This window comes from Klenkia brasiliensis, assembly GCF_900100695.1.
Taxonomy (GTDB): domain Bacteria; phylum Actinomycetota; class Actinomycetes; order Mycobacteriales; family Geodermatophilaceae; genus Klenkia; species Klenkia brasiliensis.
In genome coordinates this window covers 284,449-300,522 of record NZ_FNCF01000002.1, presented here as the reverse complement: position 1 = coordinate 300,522, position 16,074 = coordinate 284,449, and the positions used below count along the sequence as shown (strand labels likewise).

Below are 16,074 nucleotides of genomic sequence, written 5' to 3'. Positions count from 1 at the left end.
GCGGTGCCGCCGGTCGGGGGTTCAGGGGGCCGGCAGGACCGGGGGGACGACGGCCTGCGGGCCGCCGCGCTCCGACGACGCCCGCACCACCAGCCGGGGGGCGAGCAGCACCGGCTCGTCGACGTCGTCCCCGGGTCCGGGGTCCAGCTGGGCGCGCAGCAGGTCGATGCAGGCCGCGGCCGCGGCGGCGACGGGCTGGGCGACCGAGGACAGCCCGATCGCCGCGGCCACCGGGCTGTCGTCGAAGCCGACGACGCCGACGTCGGCGCCCGGCCGGCGGCCCAGCTCCTGCACCGCGCCGAGCGCGCCGAGCGCGAGGGAGTCCGAGGCGCAGACCAGCGCGGTGACGCCGCGGGCGGCCAGCAGCCCCAGGGCCGCGGCCTGGGCGACGGCGGGGTCGTCGGGGAGGCCGGCGTCCAGGCCGGCGACGGGCAGGCCGGCCGAGGCCATCGCGCCCAGCCAGCCCGACCGCCGGTCGTCGCCGGTGCCCGAGCCCACCGGCCAGCCCAGGAAGGCGATCCGGGTGTGGCCCTGCGCCACCAGGTGCTCGGTCGCCGCACGGGTGCCGGCTGCGCCGTCGGTGTCCACCCAGCTGCGCCCGGTCGGGTCGTCCCAGGGCCGGCCGAAGCTGGCCACCGGCAGCCGGCGTCGGCGCAGCCAGGCGGTGCGGGGGTCGCCGTGGGAGGTGCCGGTGAGCACGAAGGCGTCGACGGCGAAGCCCGCGACCAGCTCGTCGTAGGCCGCCACCTCGCCCTCGGCGCCGTCGGCGGTGAACAGCACCATCCGGTGGCCGGACTCCTCGGCGCTGCGGGTGAGGGCGTGCAGGAACTGGTCGAGGACGATGCCGCCCAGGCCCTCGCGCACCGGGTCGATGCGGATGCCGATCAGCTGGGAGCGGTGGCTGCGCATCTGCTGGGCGGCCCGCAGCGGGCGGTAGCCGACCTCGTCGATGACCGCGCGGACCCGGTCCAGGGTGGCCCCGCTGACCAGGTGCGGGGCGTTGAGCACGTTGCTGACGGTCTGCTTCGAGACCTGGGCGAGGGCTGCCACGCTGGCCAGGGTCGGGCGCTCGACGCCGTCGTCAGGGTCCACCTCGCACCTCCCTCGATTTGACCGATCCAAAGTGATGGCTGGCACAGTGCGCCGCCGCACGGCCGATGTCAAGTCGGCTCTGGACCCGGCTTGTGCGTCGCCGCAGTGATCGGGTTGGATCGGTCGAATGACGAGCGACCCGGGCCTCCAGCCGACCGTGCACGAGCTCGACGTGTGCCTGCGGGCACCGGTGAGCGTGTTGTCGGCCAGCGACGGCGCGGTCCGCGGCCAGGGCGCCGAGGGCGTCTACTGCGGTGACGTCCGGGTGCTGTCGGAGGTCGGGGTGACGGTGGCCGGCCGGCGTCCCGACGGCATCGGCGGCGGCGCCACGGGCACCGGCACCAGCCGGCACGTCGCCGTGCTGCGCGGCCTCGGCGACCCCGGCCCGGACCCGACGCTGCGGCTGGAGACCACCCGGGTGCTGGGCCCCGACGGCCTGGCCGAGACCCTGCGCCTGGTGTCCACCGCGGCCCGGCCGGTGCACGCCGAGGTGGTCCTCACCCTGGCCACCGACCTGGCCACCGTGGAGGAGGTCAAGAGCGGGCACCGGCGCCCGCTGGTCGCCCCCGACGGCGAGGGCTGGACCGGCCGCGGCGTCGCCGTCGCCGTCCCGGGGCTGGAGGCGGTGGGCGACTCCGGCCGGCTGAGCTGGACCGTCGAGGTCCCGGCCCGCGGCGAGGTCTGCCTGGACTGGTCGGTGACGGTCGTCGACCCCGGCGGGGTCACCGCCGCCGCACCCACGCCGTCCACCTGGTCGACCCCCCGGGTGACCTGCGACGACTCCCGGCTGGCCCCGCTGCTGACGCAGTCGCTGGAGGACCTGGCCGGGCTGCGGATGGTCACCACCACCGAGCCCGACGACGTCTTCACCGCCGCCGGGGCGCCCTGGTACCTCACCCTGTTCGGCCGCGACAGCCTCTGGACGGCGCGGCTGCTGCTGCCGCTGGGCACCGAGCTGGCCGGCGGCACGCTGCGCGCCCTGGCTGCCCGCCAGGGCGCCCGCCGCGACGACGCGACCGGGGAGGAGCCGGGCAAGATCCTGCACGAGATCCGCCGTCCCCCGGTCGCGGAGGAGGGGGTCACCCCGTTCCTGCCGCCGGTCTACTTCGGCACCGTCGACGCCACCCCGCTGTGGGTCTGCCTGCTGCACGACGCCTGGCGGTGGGGCCTGCCCGCGGCGGAGGTCGAGGCCCTGCTGCACCCGCTGGAGCGGGCACTGGGGTGGCTGGCCACCGACGCCGACCCCGACGGCGACGGGTTCCTGGAGTACCTGGACCGCACCGGCACCGGCCTGGCCAACCAGGGCTGGAAGGACAGCCACGACTCGGTGCGCTTCGTCGACGGCCGGATCGCCGACGGACCGATCGCGCTGTGCGAGGCGCAGGCCTACGCCTACGAGGCCGCCCTCGGGGGCGCCGCGCTGCTGGAGGCCTTCGGCCGGCCCGGCGCCCAGCGCTGGCGGGACCGGGCCGCCGACCTGCGGGGCCGGTTCCGCGACGCCTTCTGGGTCGGCGACGACGAGGGCCGCTACCCGGCGATCGCGCTGGACGGCGCCAAGGTCCCGGTGGACGCACCCGCCTCCAACATGGGCCACCTGCTGGGCACCGGGCTGCTGGACGCCGACGAGTCCGCCCAGGTCGCCGCCCGGCTCGGCTCCCCCGCCCTGGACTCCGGGTTCGGGCTGCGCACGATGGCCACCACGGCCGGCGGCTACGGACCGCTGACCTACCACTGCGGCTCGGTCTGGCCGCACGACACCGCGATCGCGCTGACCGGGCTGGCCCGCGACGGCCACGCCGCCCCCGCGGCCTCGCTGGCCCGTGGGGTGCTCGCCGCCGGGGAGTCCTTCGACCAGCGGTTGCCGGAGCTGTTCGCCGGTGACCCGGCCACCGAGGTCCGGCGGGCGCTGGCCTACCCGGCGTCCTGCCGCCCGCAGGCCTGGTCGGCCGCTGCCCCCGTCGCCGTCCTCACCGCGGTGCTCGGGCTGCGGCCCGACGTCCCGGCCGGGCGGCTGGAGGTCGCCCCGCTGCGCCCGGCGCCGCTGGGTGCGCTGCGGGTGGAGGGGCTGCGGATCGGCGCCGACGAGGTCACCGTCGCGGTGTCGGCGTCCGGCGAGGTGGAGGTCACCGGCTTCTCCGGGGAGGTCGTGCTCGGCTGACCGGGCGCCGCCGCGCGCGGGGTGGTGGAGTGGGCCCGGTGACCCGATGGCGTTCCGAGACCCGCGGGCTGCTGCGCTCCGTCCGCCGCGGGCTGCGCGGCCGCGACCTGTCGCTGATCGCCGCCGGGCTCACCTTCTACGCCGGCATCTCCGTCGTCCCGCTGCTGCTGCTCGCGCTGGGCCTGACCTCGCTGCTGACCTCGCCGGGCACCGTGCGCGGCTACCTGGACACCCTCGGCCAGGTGCTGCCCGACCAGCTCGGCGCCCCCGACGCGCTGGCCGCGCTCGCCGCGGCGGGCACCACGCTGACCTGGCTCGGCGGGGTGCTGGCGCTGCTGCCGATGACCTTCTGGGGCGAGGGCCTGCGCCGGGCGCTGCTGCGGTTCACCGGCCAGGAGGACAGCTTCACCGGGTGGCGCGGCCGGCTGGCCGTCGTCCCCCTGCTGGTGGTCGCCCCGTTCCTGCTGCTGGCCGTGCTCGGCGTCGTCCCGGTGCTCGCCGACCTGCAGGAGCACGGGTTCTGGGGCCGCGTCGGGTCGATCGCGGTGGGCTTCTACACGGTGCTGTTCGCCCTCGCCGTCCCGCTGGTGTGGGGCTTCCGGGTGGTCGCCCCGGGGATGCTGCGGTGGCGGGCGATCCTGGTCGGCGCCTTCTTCACCGCCGCGTCGCTGTCGGGGTTCCTGCAGGGGTTCGTGCTGTTCCTGCGGCTGCCGTTCGCCCTCGGGGCGCCGTTCGGCGGGCTGGACGTCGTCGGCGGCGTGGTCGCGATCGGGCTGTGGCTGTTCGTGCTGCACCTGGTGGTGATCGCGGGGTGGCTGCTCACGCAGGCGCTGGACGAGCGGCTCGCGCGCGGAGCACCACCGGGGCCACCGACCCCGGCAGCAGCCGACCGGCCGGACGGCGCACCTGCACCGTGACGCCCTCGGCGAAGCGGTAGGGCCGCGCGGCCAGCAGCGGCCCGACCGTGCGTCGCAGCCGCGACACCTCGGCCCGCACGGTGACCGTGCGGGTGGGGTCGGCGAACAGGTCGTCGGCCAGCTCGCCGGCGCTGCGGCCCCCCGGGGCACCCGCCAGGGCCAGCAGGATCTCGGCGTGCCGCAGCCCGAGCACGTCGGTCCACGAGCCGGTCGGGGTGCTGACCCGCAGCACCGGCCGGTCGCCGGACAGGTCCAGCACCGCACCGGTGGCGCTGCCGGGCTCGGCGTCGTCGAGCCGGACCAGCCAGCCACCGGGCAGCGGCTCCACCCGGCAGGCACCCAGCCCCGGCAGCACCACCGCCCCGCCGTCCAGGCCGGCCGGCAGGACGACCCGCGCCGGGCCGGCGAACCCGGTGGCCGCCGCGGTCGCGCCGTCGGGGGCCAGCACCAGCGCGCGGCCGTCCACCCGGGCCAGCAGCGGCCCGGCCACCCGGCGCAGCTGCTCCAGCACCCGGTCGTGCGCGGCCCGCACCTCGTGCTCGGCCAGCGCGGCGACCGCCGACACCAGCGCCAGGGCACCGGGGTGGGCCGTGCGGGCCGGCCCGGACAGGTCGACGACGCCGAGCAGGCCCCCGCCCACCGGGTCGCGCAGCGGGGCGGCCGCGCAGGTCCACTGCTGGTGGCCGTCGACGTAGTGCTCGCCGCCGTGCACGCCGACCGGGGTGCCCAGCACCAGGCAGGTGCCGATGGCGTTGGTGCCCACGGTCGGCTCGTCCCAGGCGGCACCGGGCACGAAGCCCAGGCCGTCGGCCCGCCGCCGCACCTCCGGGGCCCCGCCCTGCCACAGCACCCGCCCGTCGGTGCCGGTGACGACGACCAGCTGGCCGCAGGCCCGGGCGACCGGCTCGAGGCGGTCGCGCAGCACCGGCAGCATCGGGGCCAGCGGGCCGGTGACAACCCGGCGGGACACCTCCGCGTCGGGCAGCACGGCCGGGCCCGCGGTGCCGCCGGGGTCGACGCCGGCGGCGGCCACCCGCCGCCACGATGCGTCGATCAGCGGCCGGGGCACCACCCCAGCGTGTGACCTGGACCACGGATCACGCAACCCCCTGCAACCCTGCCGCTGCGTCCCGGGCGGGTGTGGGGTGGGCGCGGGCGGCGACGAGGCCGCCCGTGCGAGGAGGCACCGGCATGACCCAGACCCTGGAACGGCCCACCGACACCCCGGCCGGGCGGGTGACCGCCTGGCTCGAGGACTTCCAGGCCGCGCTCACCGCCCGCGACGTGGACGCCGCCGTCGAGCTGTTCGCCCCGACCTGCTTCTGGCGGGACCTGATCGCCTTCACCTGGAACATCACCACCGCCGAGGGCCGCGACGCCGTCCGCGCCCGGCTGACCGAGGTGCTGGACCGGGTGGACCCGACCGGGTTCCGGGTCACCGAGGGCGAGGAGCCCACCGGCGCCGACGGCGTCGACGAGGCGTGGATCCACTTCGAGACCTCGGTCGGGCGCGGCCGCGGCCACCTACGGCTGACCGACGGCAAGGCGTGGACCTTGCTGACGACGCTCTACGAGCTCACCGGCCACGAGGAGAAGGCGGGCCGCGACCGGCCCATGGGCGCCGAGCACGGCGCGAACAAGGACCGGCAGACCTGGCTGGAGCGCCGCGACGCCGAGGCCGCCGAGCTGGGGTACAGCCGGCAGCCCTACGTGCTGGTCATCGGCGGCGGCCAGGGCGGGATCGCCCTCGGTGCCCGGCTGCGCCAGCTCGACGTCCCCACGATCGTGGTGGACCGGCACGCCCGGCCCGGTGACCAGTGGCGCAGCCGCTACAAGTCGCTGTGCCTGCACGACCCGGTCTGGTACGACCACCTGCCCTACCTGCCGTTCCCGGAGAACTGGCCGGTGTTCGCGCCGAAGGACAAGATCGGCGACTGGCTGGAGATGTACGTCAAGGTCATGGAGCTGATCTACTGGAGCTCCACGACGGTCGAGTCGGCGTCGTTCGACGAGGCCGTTGGCACCTGGACCGTCGAGCTCACCCGGGACGGCGAGCGGCTGACGCTGCACCCCACCCAGCTGGTGTTCGCCACCGGCATGAGCGGCAAGGCCCGCATGCCGCAGTTCCCGGGCATGGACCGCTTCCGCGGCGAACAGCAGCACAGCTCGCAGCACCCCGGGCCGGAGCAGTACCGGGACAAGAAGGTGGTCGTCGTCGGCTCCAACAACTCCGCCCACGACATCTGCGCGGCGCTGTGGGAGCACGGCGCCGACGTCACGATGGTGCAGCGCAGCTCGACGCACATCGTCACCAGCAAGTCCCTGATGGGCACCATGGAGGGCCTGTACTCCGAGAGCGCCGTGGCCAACGGGATGACCACGCACAAGGCCGACCTGACCTTCGCCTCGCTGCCCTACCGGATCATGGGCGAGTTCCAGAAGCCGCTCTACGACCAGATCCGCATCGACGACGCCGAGTTCTACTCCCGCCTCGAGAAGGCCGGGTTCGCCCTCGACTTCGGCGACGACGACTCCGGGCTGTTCCTCAAGTACCTGCGCCGGGGCTCGGGCTACTACATCGACGTGGGTGCCTCCGAGCTCATCGCGAACGGGTCGGTGAAGCTGGTCGGCGGCCAGGTGCGCGAGCTGACCGAGGACGCCGTCGTGCTCGAGGACGGCACCGAGCTGCCGGCCGACCTGGTCGTCTACGCCACCGGCTACAACTCGATGAACGGCTGGATCGCCGACCTCGTCGACGCCGAGACCGCCGACCGGGTGGGCAAGGTCTGGGGCCTGGGCTCGGACACCACCAAGGACCCCGGCCCGTGGGAGGGCGAGCAGCGCAACATGTGGAAGCCCACCGCCGTCCCGCAGCTGTGGATGCACGGCGGCAACCTGCACCAGTCCCGGCACTACTCCCTGTACCTGGCGCTGCAGCTCAAGGCCCGCTACGAGGGCATCCCCACCCCGGTCAGCGAGCCGGCCGCCGTCCACCACACGAGCTAGTTGGTCGGCAGCCCCGGGATCACCGGCAGGCCCGGGACCGGCACCCCCGGCGGCGGGGCCGGTCCCGGCGCCGGCCCGGGTGCGGGGGCCGGCGCGGGTGCCGGCGCCGGCGGCACGTAGGAGGCGCCGTTGCTGACCCGGATGGTGACCACCTGGCCCACCACGGCGCGGCCCCCGGCCGGCGGGCTGGTGCCCAGCAGCGACCCCGACGGGCTGCTGCCGTTGACCGTGACCGTCTGCGGGACGAACCCGGCCGACGTGAGCGCCGAGCGGCACGCCGAGACCGAGCCGCAGCCGGGCACCGCCCGGGTGTTGCCGTTGACCACCACCGGGTCGGCGGGCGGGAACTCACCGCTCCCCCGGGCCTCGAGGATCGGCGCCATCGCCGCCCGCCAGATGGTGGCCGGCTTGTTGCCGCCGAAACCGCCGACGTCCTGGTTCTGCTTGGGGTTGAGCACCATGACGCTGGCGGTGATCTCGGGGGTGTAGCCGACGAAGGCGGCCGAGAAGTTGTCCTGCGAGGTGCCGGTCTTGCCCGCGATCTGGTGGCCGGCGACGTAGGCGCGCGACCCGGTCTGGCCCGGGTTCCCGGGCTCGACGTCGCGGCGCAGGATCTGGTTCATCGTGGTGGCCACGCCCGGGTTGATCGCGCCCGGCGTGCACTGGTCGCCGCGGACGACGGGCGCGCCGTCGGCGCCGGTCAGCGGGGCGCCGGTGCGGTCGAGGACGGCGGTCACCGGGGTGACCAGGCAGCGGGTGCCGCTGGCGGCGAAGGTGGAGTAGGCGCTGGCCAGCGCCAGCGGGCTGGTGGCCTCGGCGCCGAAGGTGAACGAGCCGCGGTTCTCGTCGATGATCTGCTGCGGCAGGCCGGGGTCGCTGAACTGGAACAGCCCCGCCGCCTCGGCCATCCGCACCGGCTCCTCCACGCTGCCGAGTGCGTCCTCCAGCGCCAGGAAGTAGGTGTTGGAGGACTGGTAGAGGGCGGTCGCGAGGTCCAGCGTCGGCGAGTAGCGGCCGGCGTTCTCCACGTCGTAGGGCTCGCCGCCGTCGCGGTAGACCCGCGAGGTGTAGGGGTCGCCGGTGGTCAGCGTGTAGTACTGCGAGTACTGCCGGGCCAGGGCCGCGGCGGCGGTGAACACCTTGTAGGTCGACCCGGAGCCCTGGCTGGCCGCGACGTTGAGGTTGTAGGACTCCTGCGCCGGGTCGGCCGGGTCGTAGCCGAAGACCCGGTTGACGCTCATCGCCAGCAGGTGCCCGGTGCCCGGCTCGACGGCGGTGAACATGCCGGCCAGCGAGTCGCCCATCGGCAGGGTCTGCAGCACCGCGGCGTCCCCGGCGCGCTGCAGGTCGGGGTCCAGCGTGGTCTGGATGGTCAGCCCGTCGTTGTCCAGCTGCTCTTGGCTGATGCCCAGGGTCTGGGTCAGGTAGCGCTGCACGTAGTCGCAGACGAACGCGCCGACCGAGGCCTGCACGCAGCCGCGCGGCGGGGCCGCGCCGAGCACCAGCCCCAGCGGGGTGGCCTGCGCGGCCGCGGCGTCGGCAGGGGTGACCATGCCCTGCGCGGCCATCCGGTCCAGCACCTGGTCACGGCGGGTGGTCGCGGCGTCGGGGTTGACCGTCGGGTCGTCGTTGGTGGGGCTCTGCGCCAGGCCGGCCAGCATCGCGGCCTGCGGCAGGGTCAGGTCGGCGGCGTCGACGGAGAAGTAGATGCGGGCGGCGGCCTGCACGCCGTAGGCGTTCTGGCCGAAGTACACGATGTTCAGGTAGCGGGTGAGGATCTCGTCCTTGGAGTAGGTCTCCTCCAGCGCCAGGGCGAGCCGGGCCTCGCGCAGCTTGCGCTCCAGCGTCTGCTCGGTGGCGGCGGTGGCCTCCGCGGGCGTCCGCGCGGTCTGCAGCAGGGTCTGCTTGACCAGCTGCTGGGTCAGCGTCGACCCGCCCTCCTGCACGTCGCCGGCCACCACGTTCGTCACCGCGGCACGCAGCGTGCCCTGCACGTCCAGCCCGTTGTGGGAGTAGAAGCGGGCGTCCTCGATGGCCACCATCGCCTGCTTCATCACCGGCGCGATGCGGTCGGCCGGCACCGGCGCGCGGTTTTCGTCGTAGAACCCGGTGACCACCTCGCCGTTGGCCGCGAGGACGACGGTGTTGCCCGGCGGGGTGCGGTCGGTGAGCTCGACGGGCAGCGCGTCCAGCAGCGACGCGGAGTCCCGCGCGGTGAGCCCGAGCCCCCCGACCACCGGGAACAGGACGGCGGCGACCAGCACCCCGGCCAGCACGACGGCACCCAGGAGCTTCGCCAGCGTGCCGATCCGTCGGGCCGCGCTCATCGACGTGCCTCCGTGCAGGTCGGGGACCGTCATCCGATCAAGGACACGCGCGTTCCACAACCCTCCGGCGCACGACCGAGACCTGCCCGCAACCTGCACAGTGCACCCTGGAGCCCCGCACCGACCCCGAGGAGCACCCCGCATGCCGTCCCCGAGCCTGACCGTGAACGGGCGCACCGTCCCCCTGGACGGCGTCCCCGCGCACACCACCGCGCTGGACTGGCTGCGGGAGTCGGGCCTGGTCGGTGCCAAGGAGGGGTGCGCCGAGGGCGAGTGCGGGGCCTGCTCGGTGCTCGTCGCCCGCCCCGGGACGACGACGCCCACCCGCTGGACGGCGCTGAACGCCTGCCTGGTCCCGGTGCTGGCGCTCGACGGCCAGGAGGTGGTCACCGCCGAGGGCCTGGGCACCCCCGACGACCTGCACCCGGTCCAGCACGAGATGGCGGTGCGCGGCGGTTCGCAGTGCGGCTACTGCACGCCGGGGTTCGTCTGCTCGATGGCCGCGGAGTTCTACCGGCCCGACCGCGCCCCGGGCGAGCCCACGCCCGAGCACGGCGCCAACGGGTTCGACCTGCACGCCCTGTCGGGCAACCTCTGCCGCTGCACCGGCTACCGGCCCATCCGCGACGCGGCCTACGCCCTGGCCGCCCCGGACGCCGACGACGCGCTGGCCGGCCGGCAGACCCGTCCCGCACCCGCCGCGACCCCGACCGACGTCCCCGGGTTCGCCCGCCCGGCCGACCTGCCCGCCGCGCTGGCGCTGCTGGCCGAGCACCCCGACGCCGTCGTCGTCGCCGGCTCGACCGACCACGGCGTCGAGGTCAACCTGCGCGGCCTGCGCGCCCGGCAGGTCGTCGCGATCGACCGGCTGCCGGAGCTGCACGGGGTCTCGGTCACCGACGAGGTGGTCGAGATCGGTGCCGCCGTCACCCTCAGCGAGGTGGCCGCACGGCTGGACGGCGCCGTCCCGCTGCTGGACCTGCTGCTCCCGCAGTTCGCCTCCGTGCTGATCCGCAACGGCGCGACGCTGGGCGGCAACCTGGGCACCGGCTCCCCCATCGGCGACGCCGCCCCCGTCCTGCTGGCCCTGGACGCCTCGCTGGTGCTGGTCTCGGCCGCCGGCGAGCGCGAGGTGGCCCTGGCCGACTACTTCACCGGCTACCGGCGCAGCGTGCGCACGGCGGGCGAGCTGATCCGCGCCGTCCGCATCCCGCAGCCGCAACCCGGGCTGGTCGGGTTCACCAAGATCGCCAAGCGGCGGTTCGACGACATCTCCAGCGTCGCCGTCGCCGTCGGGGTGGACGTCGTGGACGGCGAGGTCACCCGGGCGACGATCGGGCTGGGCGGGGTGGCCGCCACCCCGATCCGCGCCCGGGCCACGGAGGAGGCCCTGGTCGGCGCGCGGTGGCCCGACGTCGCCGCGGCCGCCGACGTGCTGGCCGGCGAGGGCACCCCGCTCGACGACCACCGGGCCAGCGCCGCCTACCGGCGGGCGATGCTCCGGCAGTCCCTGCTCAAGATCGCCGCAGCGGAGGTGCCGGCATGAGTGCGCTGTCCGAACGCCCGCTCGGCGCCGTCGTCGGCGCCGCCGTCCCGCACGAGGCCGCGGCGCTGCACGTCACCGGGCGGGCGCTCTACACCGACGACCTGGTCGGCCGCACGAAGGGCGTGCTGCACGCGTGGCCGGTGCAGGTGCTCGCCGCGCACGCGCGGGTCACCGCCGTCCGCACCGACGCCGCGACCGACGTCCCCGGGGTGGTCCGGGTGCTCACCGCGGCCGACGTCCCCGGCGTCAACGACGCCGGGGTCAAGCACGACGAGCCGCTGTTCCCCGACGAGGTCATGTTCTTCGGCCACGCGGTGGCCTGGGTGCTCGGCGAGACGCTGGAGGCCGCCCGGCTCGGCGCGGTCGCCGTCGAGGTGGACGTCGAGGAGCTGCCGGCGGTGGTCACCGTGCGCGACGCGGTCGCCGCGGAGTCCTTCCAGGGCGGGCAGCCGACCCTGCTGCGCGGCCCGGACGTCGAGGAGGCGCTCGCCGGGTCGGCGCACGTGTTCAGCGGCGAGTTCGAGTTCGCCGGCCAGGAGCACTTCTACCTGGAGACGCACTGCGCGCTGGCCCAGGTCGACGAGGACGGCCAGGTGTTCGTGCAGTCGAGCACCCAGCACCCCACCGAGACGCAGGAGATCGTCGCGCACGTGCTGGGCCTGGCCAGCAGCGAGGTCACCGTGCAGTGCCTGCGGATGGGCGGCGGGTTCGGCGGCAAGGAGATGCAGCCGCACGGCCTGGCCGCGATCGCCGCCCTCGGCGCCCGGCTGACCGGCCGGCCCGTGCGGCTGCGCCTGAACCGCGCGCAGGACATCACGATGACCGGGAAGCGGCACGGGTTCCTGGCCCAGTGGCGGGTCGGGTTCGACGACGACGGCCGGCTGACCGCGCTGGACGCCACGCTGACCTCGGACGGCGGCTGGAGCCTGGACCTGTCCGAGCCGGTGCTGGCCCGGGCGCTGTGCCACATCGACAACGCGTACTGGATCCCCGCGGTGCGGGTGAACGGCCGGATCGCCAGGACCAACAAGACGTCGCAGACGGCGTTCCGCGGGTTCGGCGGGCCCCAGGGCATGCTGGTGATCGAGGACGTGCTGGGCCGCTGCGCCCCCACCCTCGGGTTCACCGCCGAGGAGCTGCGCCGACGGAACTTCTACGCAGCGGGCCAGGACACGCCCTACGGCCAGCCGGTGCGGCACGCCGACCGGCTCGCCACCGCCTGGCAGCAGGTGCTGGACTCCTCGGACTTCTCCGCCCGGACGGCCTCCGTCGAGGCGTTCAACGCGTCGTCGGCCCACGTGAAGCGCGGGCTGGCGATCACCCCGGTGAAGTTCGGCATCTCGTTCAACTTCACCGCCTTCAACCAGGGCGGGGCGCTGGTGCACGTCTACAAGGACGGCTCGGTGCTCATCACCCACGGCGGCACCGAGATGGGCCAGGGCCTGCACACCAAGATGCTGCAGGTCGCGGCCACCGCTCTCGGCGTCCCGCTGTCGCGGGTGCGGCTGGCGCCCACCCGCACCGACAAGGTGCCCAACACCTCGGCGACCGCGGCGAGCTCGGGCGCGGACCTCAACGGCGGCGCGGTGAAGAACGCCTGCGAGCAGATCCTGGGCCGGCTGGCGCAGGTCGCGGCCGAGGAGCTGCACGTGCCGGCGGCCGACGTCCGGTTCGTCGACGGCCGGGTGCGCGGGCTGGACGCCGACGGGCCCTCGCTGCCGTGGGAGGACGTCGTCCGGCTGGCCTACTTCTCGCGGGTGCAGCTGTGGGCGGCCGGCTTCTACCGGACCGAGGGCCTGCACTGGGACTCCGCGGCGATGCGCGGCGAGCCGTTCAAGTACTTCGCCTACGGGGTGGCCGCCGCCGAGGTCGAGGTCGACGGGTTCACCGGCGCCTACCGGGTGCGGCGGGTGGACATCGTGCACGACGTCGGTGATTCGCTGTCCCCGCTGGTCGACCTCGGCCAGGTCGAGGGCGGGTTCGTGCAGGGCGTGGGGTGGCTGACCCTGGAGGACCTGCGCTGGGACGAGCGCACCGGGAAGATCACCACGTCGTCGGCGTCGACGTACAAGCTGCCGAGCTTCTCGGAGATGCCCGAGGACTTCCGGGTCTCGCTGCTGGACGCCGCCCACGAGGACGGCGCGGTCTACGGCGCCAAGGCGGTCGGTGAGCCGCCGCTCATGCTGGCGTTCTCCGTCCGCGAGGCACTGCGCCAGGCCGCCGCCGCCTTCGGGCCGGCGGGCACCAGCGTCGACCTGGCCTCCCCGGCCACCCCGGAGGCGGTGTTCTGGGCGGTCGAGGCCGCCCGGGCCGCCGAGGGCGCGCACGTGCGCGACGGCGGTTCTGCGCCGCCCCAGCCGCAGGGCCCGCCGATCCGGCCGGAGTCCGAGCGCGTCCTGGGCCAGGCCTGATGCGCTGGGACCGCGCCGTGCGGGCGCTGCGGGAGCGCCGGGAGGCGGGCGTGCTGGTCACCGTGGCGACCGTGCGCGGCCACTCCCCGCGGGAGGCCGGCGCCAAGATGGTGGTCACCGCCACGCAGCTGCACGGCACGGTGGGCGGCGGCAACCTGGAGGCGGTCGCCGTCGAGCGGGCCCGGGAGCTGCTGGCCACCGGCGGGGCCACCGAGCTGGTGGAGCTCGCGCTGTCGGACAAGGCGCCCTACCGGCACGGCGTGCAGTGCTGCGGCGGCGAGGTCGGGCTGCTGCTGGAGCCGCTGCCCGTCGTCCCGTCGGTGGCGGTGTTCGGGATCGGCCACGTCGGGCTCGAGCTGGCCCGGATCCTGGCCCGGCACGACCTGGACCTGCACCTCGTCGACTCCCGGCCCGGTCAGCTGACCCCCGAGCGCCTGGCCGTGCTGGACGACGCCGTCGCCGAGGTGCACGTGCACCAGGTGCCGGTGCTGCCCGAGCTGGTGCTGGCCGAGCTGCCCGCGGGCAGCCACGTGCTGGTGATGACGCACGACCACGCCGAGGACGCCGCGCTGTGCGACGCCGCCCTCCGCACGCCGGGCCTGGCCTCGATCGGGCTGATCGGCTCGGCCGGCAAGTGGGCCCGGTTCCGGCGCACCCTGGTCGCCGACGGCGCGCCCGACCCCGACCGGATCACCTGCCCCATCGGGCTGCCGGAGCTCACCGGCAAGGACCCCGCCGTGATCGCGGTGGGCGTGGCCGCCGCGCTGCTCGGCGCGGTCGCCCGCGTGCCCTCGTGACGCTGGTCCGCGGCACGTTCCTCGACACCCCGGTCGCCGGGGAGCTGCGCACGCTCGACGGGGTGCTGCAGGTCGAGGACGGCGTGGTCGTGGCCCGCGGCCCGGCGCAGGACTTCCCCGCCGCGGACGTCGACCTGCGCGGTGGCGTGGTGCTCCCCGGGCTGGTGGACACGCACGTGCACTACCCGCAGGTCCGGGCGATCGGCGGGCTGGGCATGCCGCTGCTGGACTGGCTGGACCGGTGCGCGCTGCCCGAGGAGTGCAAGCTCGCCGCGCCCGCCTACGCGGCCGCGGTCGCCACCGAGTTCGTCGACGGCCTGGTCCGCGCAGGGACGACGACCGCACTGGTCTTCGGCTCGCACTTCGCCACCGCGGTGGACGCGCTGTTCACCGAGGCCGCGCGGGTCGGGCTGCGGGTGACGTCGGGGCTGGTGGTCAGCGACCGGCTGCTGCCCGCCGAGCTGCTGACCGACCCCGCGCGGGCCCTCCGGGAGGGCCGGGAGCTGGCCGCCAGGTGGCACGGGGTCGGCCGGTCGCGGTACGCGGTCACGCCGCGGTTCTCGTTGTCCTGCTCGGCGGAGCTGCTCGAGTCCTGCGCGGCGCTGTTGCAGGAGCTGGACGGCGCCGTCTTCACCTCCCACGTCAACGAGAACCTGGCCGAGGTGGCCGCCGTCGAGCAGCTGCACGGCGGCTACGTGGACAGCTACGACGAGCGGGCGCTGCTCGGGCCGCGCTCGGTGCTGGCCCACGACGTTCACCCCACCGACGGCGAGCTGGACGTGCTCGCGCTGCGCGGGACGGCGGTGGCGCACTGCCCGACGTCCAACGCCGCGCTGGGCAGCGGTCTGTTCCCGCTGCGCCGGCACCGCGCGGCCGGCGTCCGGGTGGCGCTGGGCTCCGACGTCGGGGCCGGCACCGGGTTCTCGCTGCTCAAGGAGGGGCTGCAGGCCTACTTCGCCCAGCAGCTGCTGGGCGCCGAGGGCCTGCCGCTGACCCCGGCGGACCTGCTGCACCTGGCGACCGCAGCGGGCGCCGACGCACTCGGGCTCGGCGACCAGGTCGGCCACCTGTCGGTCGGCATGCGCTTCGACGCGGTCTGGCTGCGCCCGCCGGAGGGTTCGACCCTGGACGTCGTCCTGCGCTCGGCCGCCGGCCCCGACGACGCGTTGGCGAAGGTCTTCGCCCTCGGCGGCCCGGCGGACGTCGCCGGCGTCTGGGTCGACGGCACCCGCATCCGCGGCTAGGCGGAAGAATCCCAGTCCTCGTTACCCTAGAAATCGAACGTTCGCAGGGTCGACCTTTGGCACTGGAATCTCTCTGCACGCGCGACTCTGCCAAGTCGTGGTGGATGGATCGTTGAACAGAACAAGATTCCAACATGCCCACATTGCGGCGGCCGACGGATAAGCGATACCGGTGAAGCCTTCGCCCTGCGCTTGGGTCGCCAGTTGACGACTCTCGCGGTAACGCGCAACCTCATCGTCCTCCGAGGACACAAGACGGTCGAGTGATACCCGAGCTGCAGTCTGACCAGCTGCGGTTCGCACGTCCAGACAGCGGCCGACGACATCAAGATCGATCTCGTAGAGTCGAATCGCCAAGGCGTCCTGAAGCTCCGCAAATTCGGGATGCCGCCGAAGGAACTCAGCAACCGCACCAGTGTCGGATTCCGCAACGTAAAGCGTTTTCCCGGACCCGTCGCCGAACCGTCCAACACCAAACCAAGGACTGTCGGCATCATACGAGGACGACGAGTTGACCCATTTGTATGCGCGGATTTTTCCCGGAGACCACTCTGATGGAGATATTGGCGCGACCAC

General features: G+C 74.9%; 11 protein-coding genes. 7 read left to right on the top strand and 4 right to left on the bottom strand.

Features of this window, described 5'->3' with window-relative positions:
• Positions 1-21 precede the first annotated feature (21 nt).
• Positions 22-1,092 (bottom strand): LacI family DNA-binding transcriptional regulator, encoded by a 1,071-nt coding sequence (locus BLT39_RS05800; protein ID WP_091060330.1) that lies wholly within the window; start codon positions 1,090-1,092, stop codon positions 22-24.
• A gap of 127 nt (positions 1,093-1,219) precedes the next feature.
• On the opposite strand from BLT39_RS05800, the gene BLT39_RS05795 reads away from it, so the two are divergent.
• Both BLT39_RS05795 and BLT39_RS05790 read left to right on the top strand, forming a co-directional pair.
• Positions 1,220-3,250, top strand: coding sequence for a glycogen debranching N-terminal domain-containing protein (locus BLT39_RS05795; protein WP_091060327.1), 2,031 nt, complete (start codon positions 1,220-1,222; stop codon positions 3,248-3,250).
• A gap of 38 nt (positions 3,251-3,288) precedes the next feature.
• Positions 3,289-4,167: a YhjD/YihY/BrkB family envelope integrity protein gene (locus BLT39_RS05790; RefSeq protein WP_091060324.1), complete on the top strand. Its 879-nt coding sequence runs from the start codon at positions 3,289-3,291 to the stop codon at positions 4,165-4,167.
• Here the strand turns inward: BLT39_RS05790 and BLT39_RS05785 are convergent.
• On the bottom strand, positions 4,070-5,236 hold the full coding sequence (locus tag BLT39_RS05785) for a GAF domain-containing protein (protein ID WP_242658186.1): 1,167 nt from the start codon (positions 5,234-5,236) through the stop codon (positions 4,070-4,072). The genes BLT39_RS05790 and BLT39_RS05785 overlap by 98 nt on opposite strands.
• A 122-nt stretch (positions 5,237-5,358) precedes the next feature.
• Here BLT39_RS05785 and BLT39_RS05780 point away from each other — a divergent pair, with 122 nt between their 5' ends.
• Positions 5,359-7,173, top strand: a complete 1,815-nt coding sequence (locus tag BLT39_RS05780; RefSeq protein ID WP_091060318.1) for an NAD(P)/FAD-dependent oxidoreductase — start codon at positions 5,359-5,361, stop codon at positions 7,171-7,173.
• Here the strand turns inward: BLT39_RS05780 and BLT39_RS05775 are convergent.
• The gene (locus BLT39_RS05775; protein ID WP_091061732.1) at positions 7,170-9,500 is read right to left on the bottom strand and encodes a penicillin-binding protein; all 2,331 of its coding nucleotides are present in this window, start codon (positions 9,498-9,500) and stop codon (positions 7,170-7,172) included. The genes BLT39_RS05780 and BLT39_RS05775 overlap by 4 nt on opposite strands.
• A 142-nt stretch (positions 9,501-9,642) precedes the next feature.
• On the opposite strand from BLT39_RS05775, the gene BLT39_RS23250 reads away from it, so the two are divergent.
• From BLT39_RS23250 to BLT39_RS05755, 4 genes are read left to right on the top strand one after another with little or no spacing between them, the layout of a single operon-like run.
• The gene (locus BLT39_RS23250; RefSeq protein WP_091060314.1) at positions 9,643-11,046 is read left to right on the top strand and encodes a xanthine dehydrogenase small subunit; all 1,404 of its coding nucleotides are present in this window, start codon (positions 9,643-9,645) and stop codon (positions 11,044-11,046) included.
• Positions 11,043-13,457: a xanthine dehydrogenase molybdopterin binding subunit gene (gene xdhB / locus BLT39_RS05765; protein WP_091060311.1), complete on the top strand. Its 2,415-nt coding sequence runs from the start codon at positions 11,043-11,045 to the stop codon at positions 13,455-13,457. The genes BLT39_RS23250 and xdhB overlap by 4 nt, the downstream gene beginning before the upstream one ends.
• Complete coding sequence (xdhC, locus tag BLT39_RS05760) at positions 13,457-14,254, top strand: xanthine dehydrogenase accessory protein XdhC (protein WP_091060307.1); 798 nt, start codon at positions 13,457-13,459, stop codon at positions 14,252-14,254. Before xdhB ends, xdhC begins: the two co-directional genes overlap by 1 nt.
• Complete coding sequence (locus BLT39_RS05755; protein WP_091060303.1) at positions 14,251-15,498, top strand: guanine deaminase; 1,248 nt, start codon at positions 14,251-14,253, stop codon at positions 15,496-15,498. Before xdhC ends, BLT39_RS05755 begins: the two co-directional genes overlap by 4 nt.
• A 21-nt stretch (positions 15,499-15,519) precedes the next feature.
• Here the strand turns inward: BLT39_RS05755 and BLT39_RS23495 are convergent, their stop codons facing one another.
• Complete coding sequence (locus BLT39_RS23495; protein WP_165640164.1) at positions 15,520-16,074, bottom strand: RES family NAD+ phosphorylase; 555 nt, start codon at positions 16,072-16,074, stop codon at positions 15,520-15,522.

Coding starts and splice junctions, on each gene's coding strand:
- xdhB (WP_091060311.1), top strand. CDS start 11,043: ATGAGTGCGCTGTCCGAACGCCCGCTCGGCGCCGTCGTCGGCGCCGCC.
- BLT39_RS05780 (WP_091060318.1), top strand. CDS start 5,359: ATGACCCAGACCCTGGAACGGCCCACCGACACCCCGGCCGGGCGGGTG.
- BLT39_RS05775 (WP_091061732.1), bottom strand. CDS start 9,500: ATGAGCGCGGCCCGACGGATCGGCACGCTGGCGAAGCTCCTGGGTGCC.
- BLT39_RS23250 (WP_091060314.1), top strand. CDS start 9,643: ATGCCGTCCCCGAGCCTGACCGTGAACGGGCGCACCGTCCCCCTGGAC.
- xdhC (WP_091060307.1), top strand. CDS start 13,457: ATGCGCTGGGACCGCGCCGTGCGGGCGCTGCGGGAGCGCCGGGAGGCG.
- BLT39_RS05795 (WP_091060327.1), top strand. CDS start 1,220: ATGACGAGCGACCCGGGCCTCCAGCCGACCGTGCACGAGCTCGACGTG.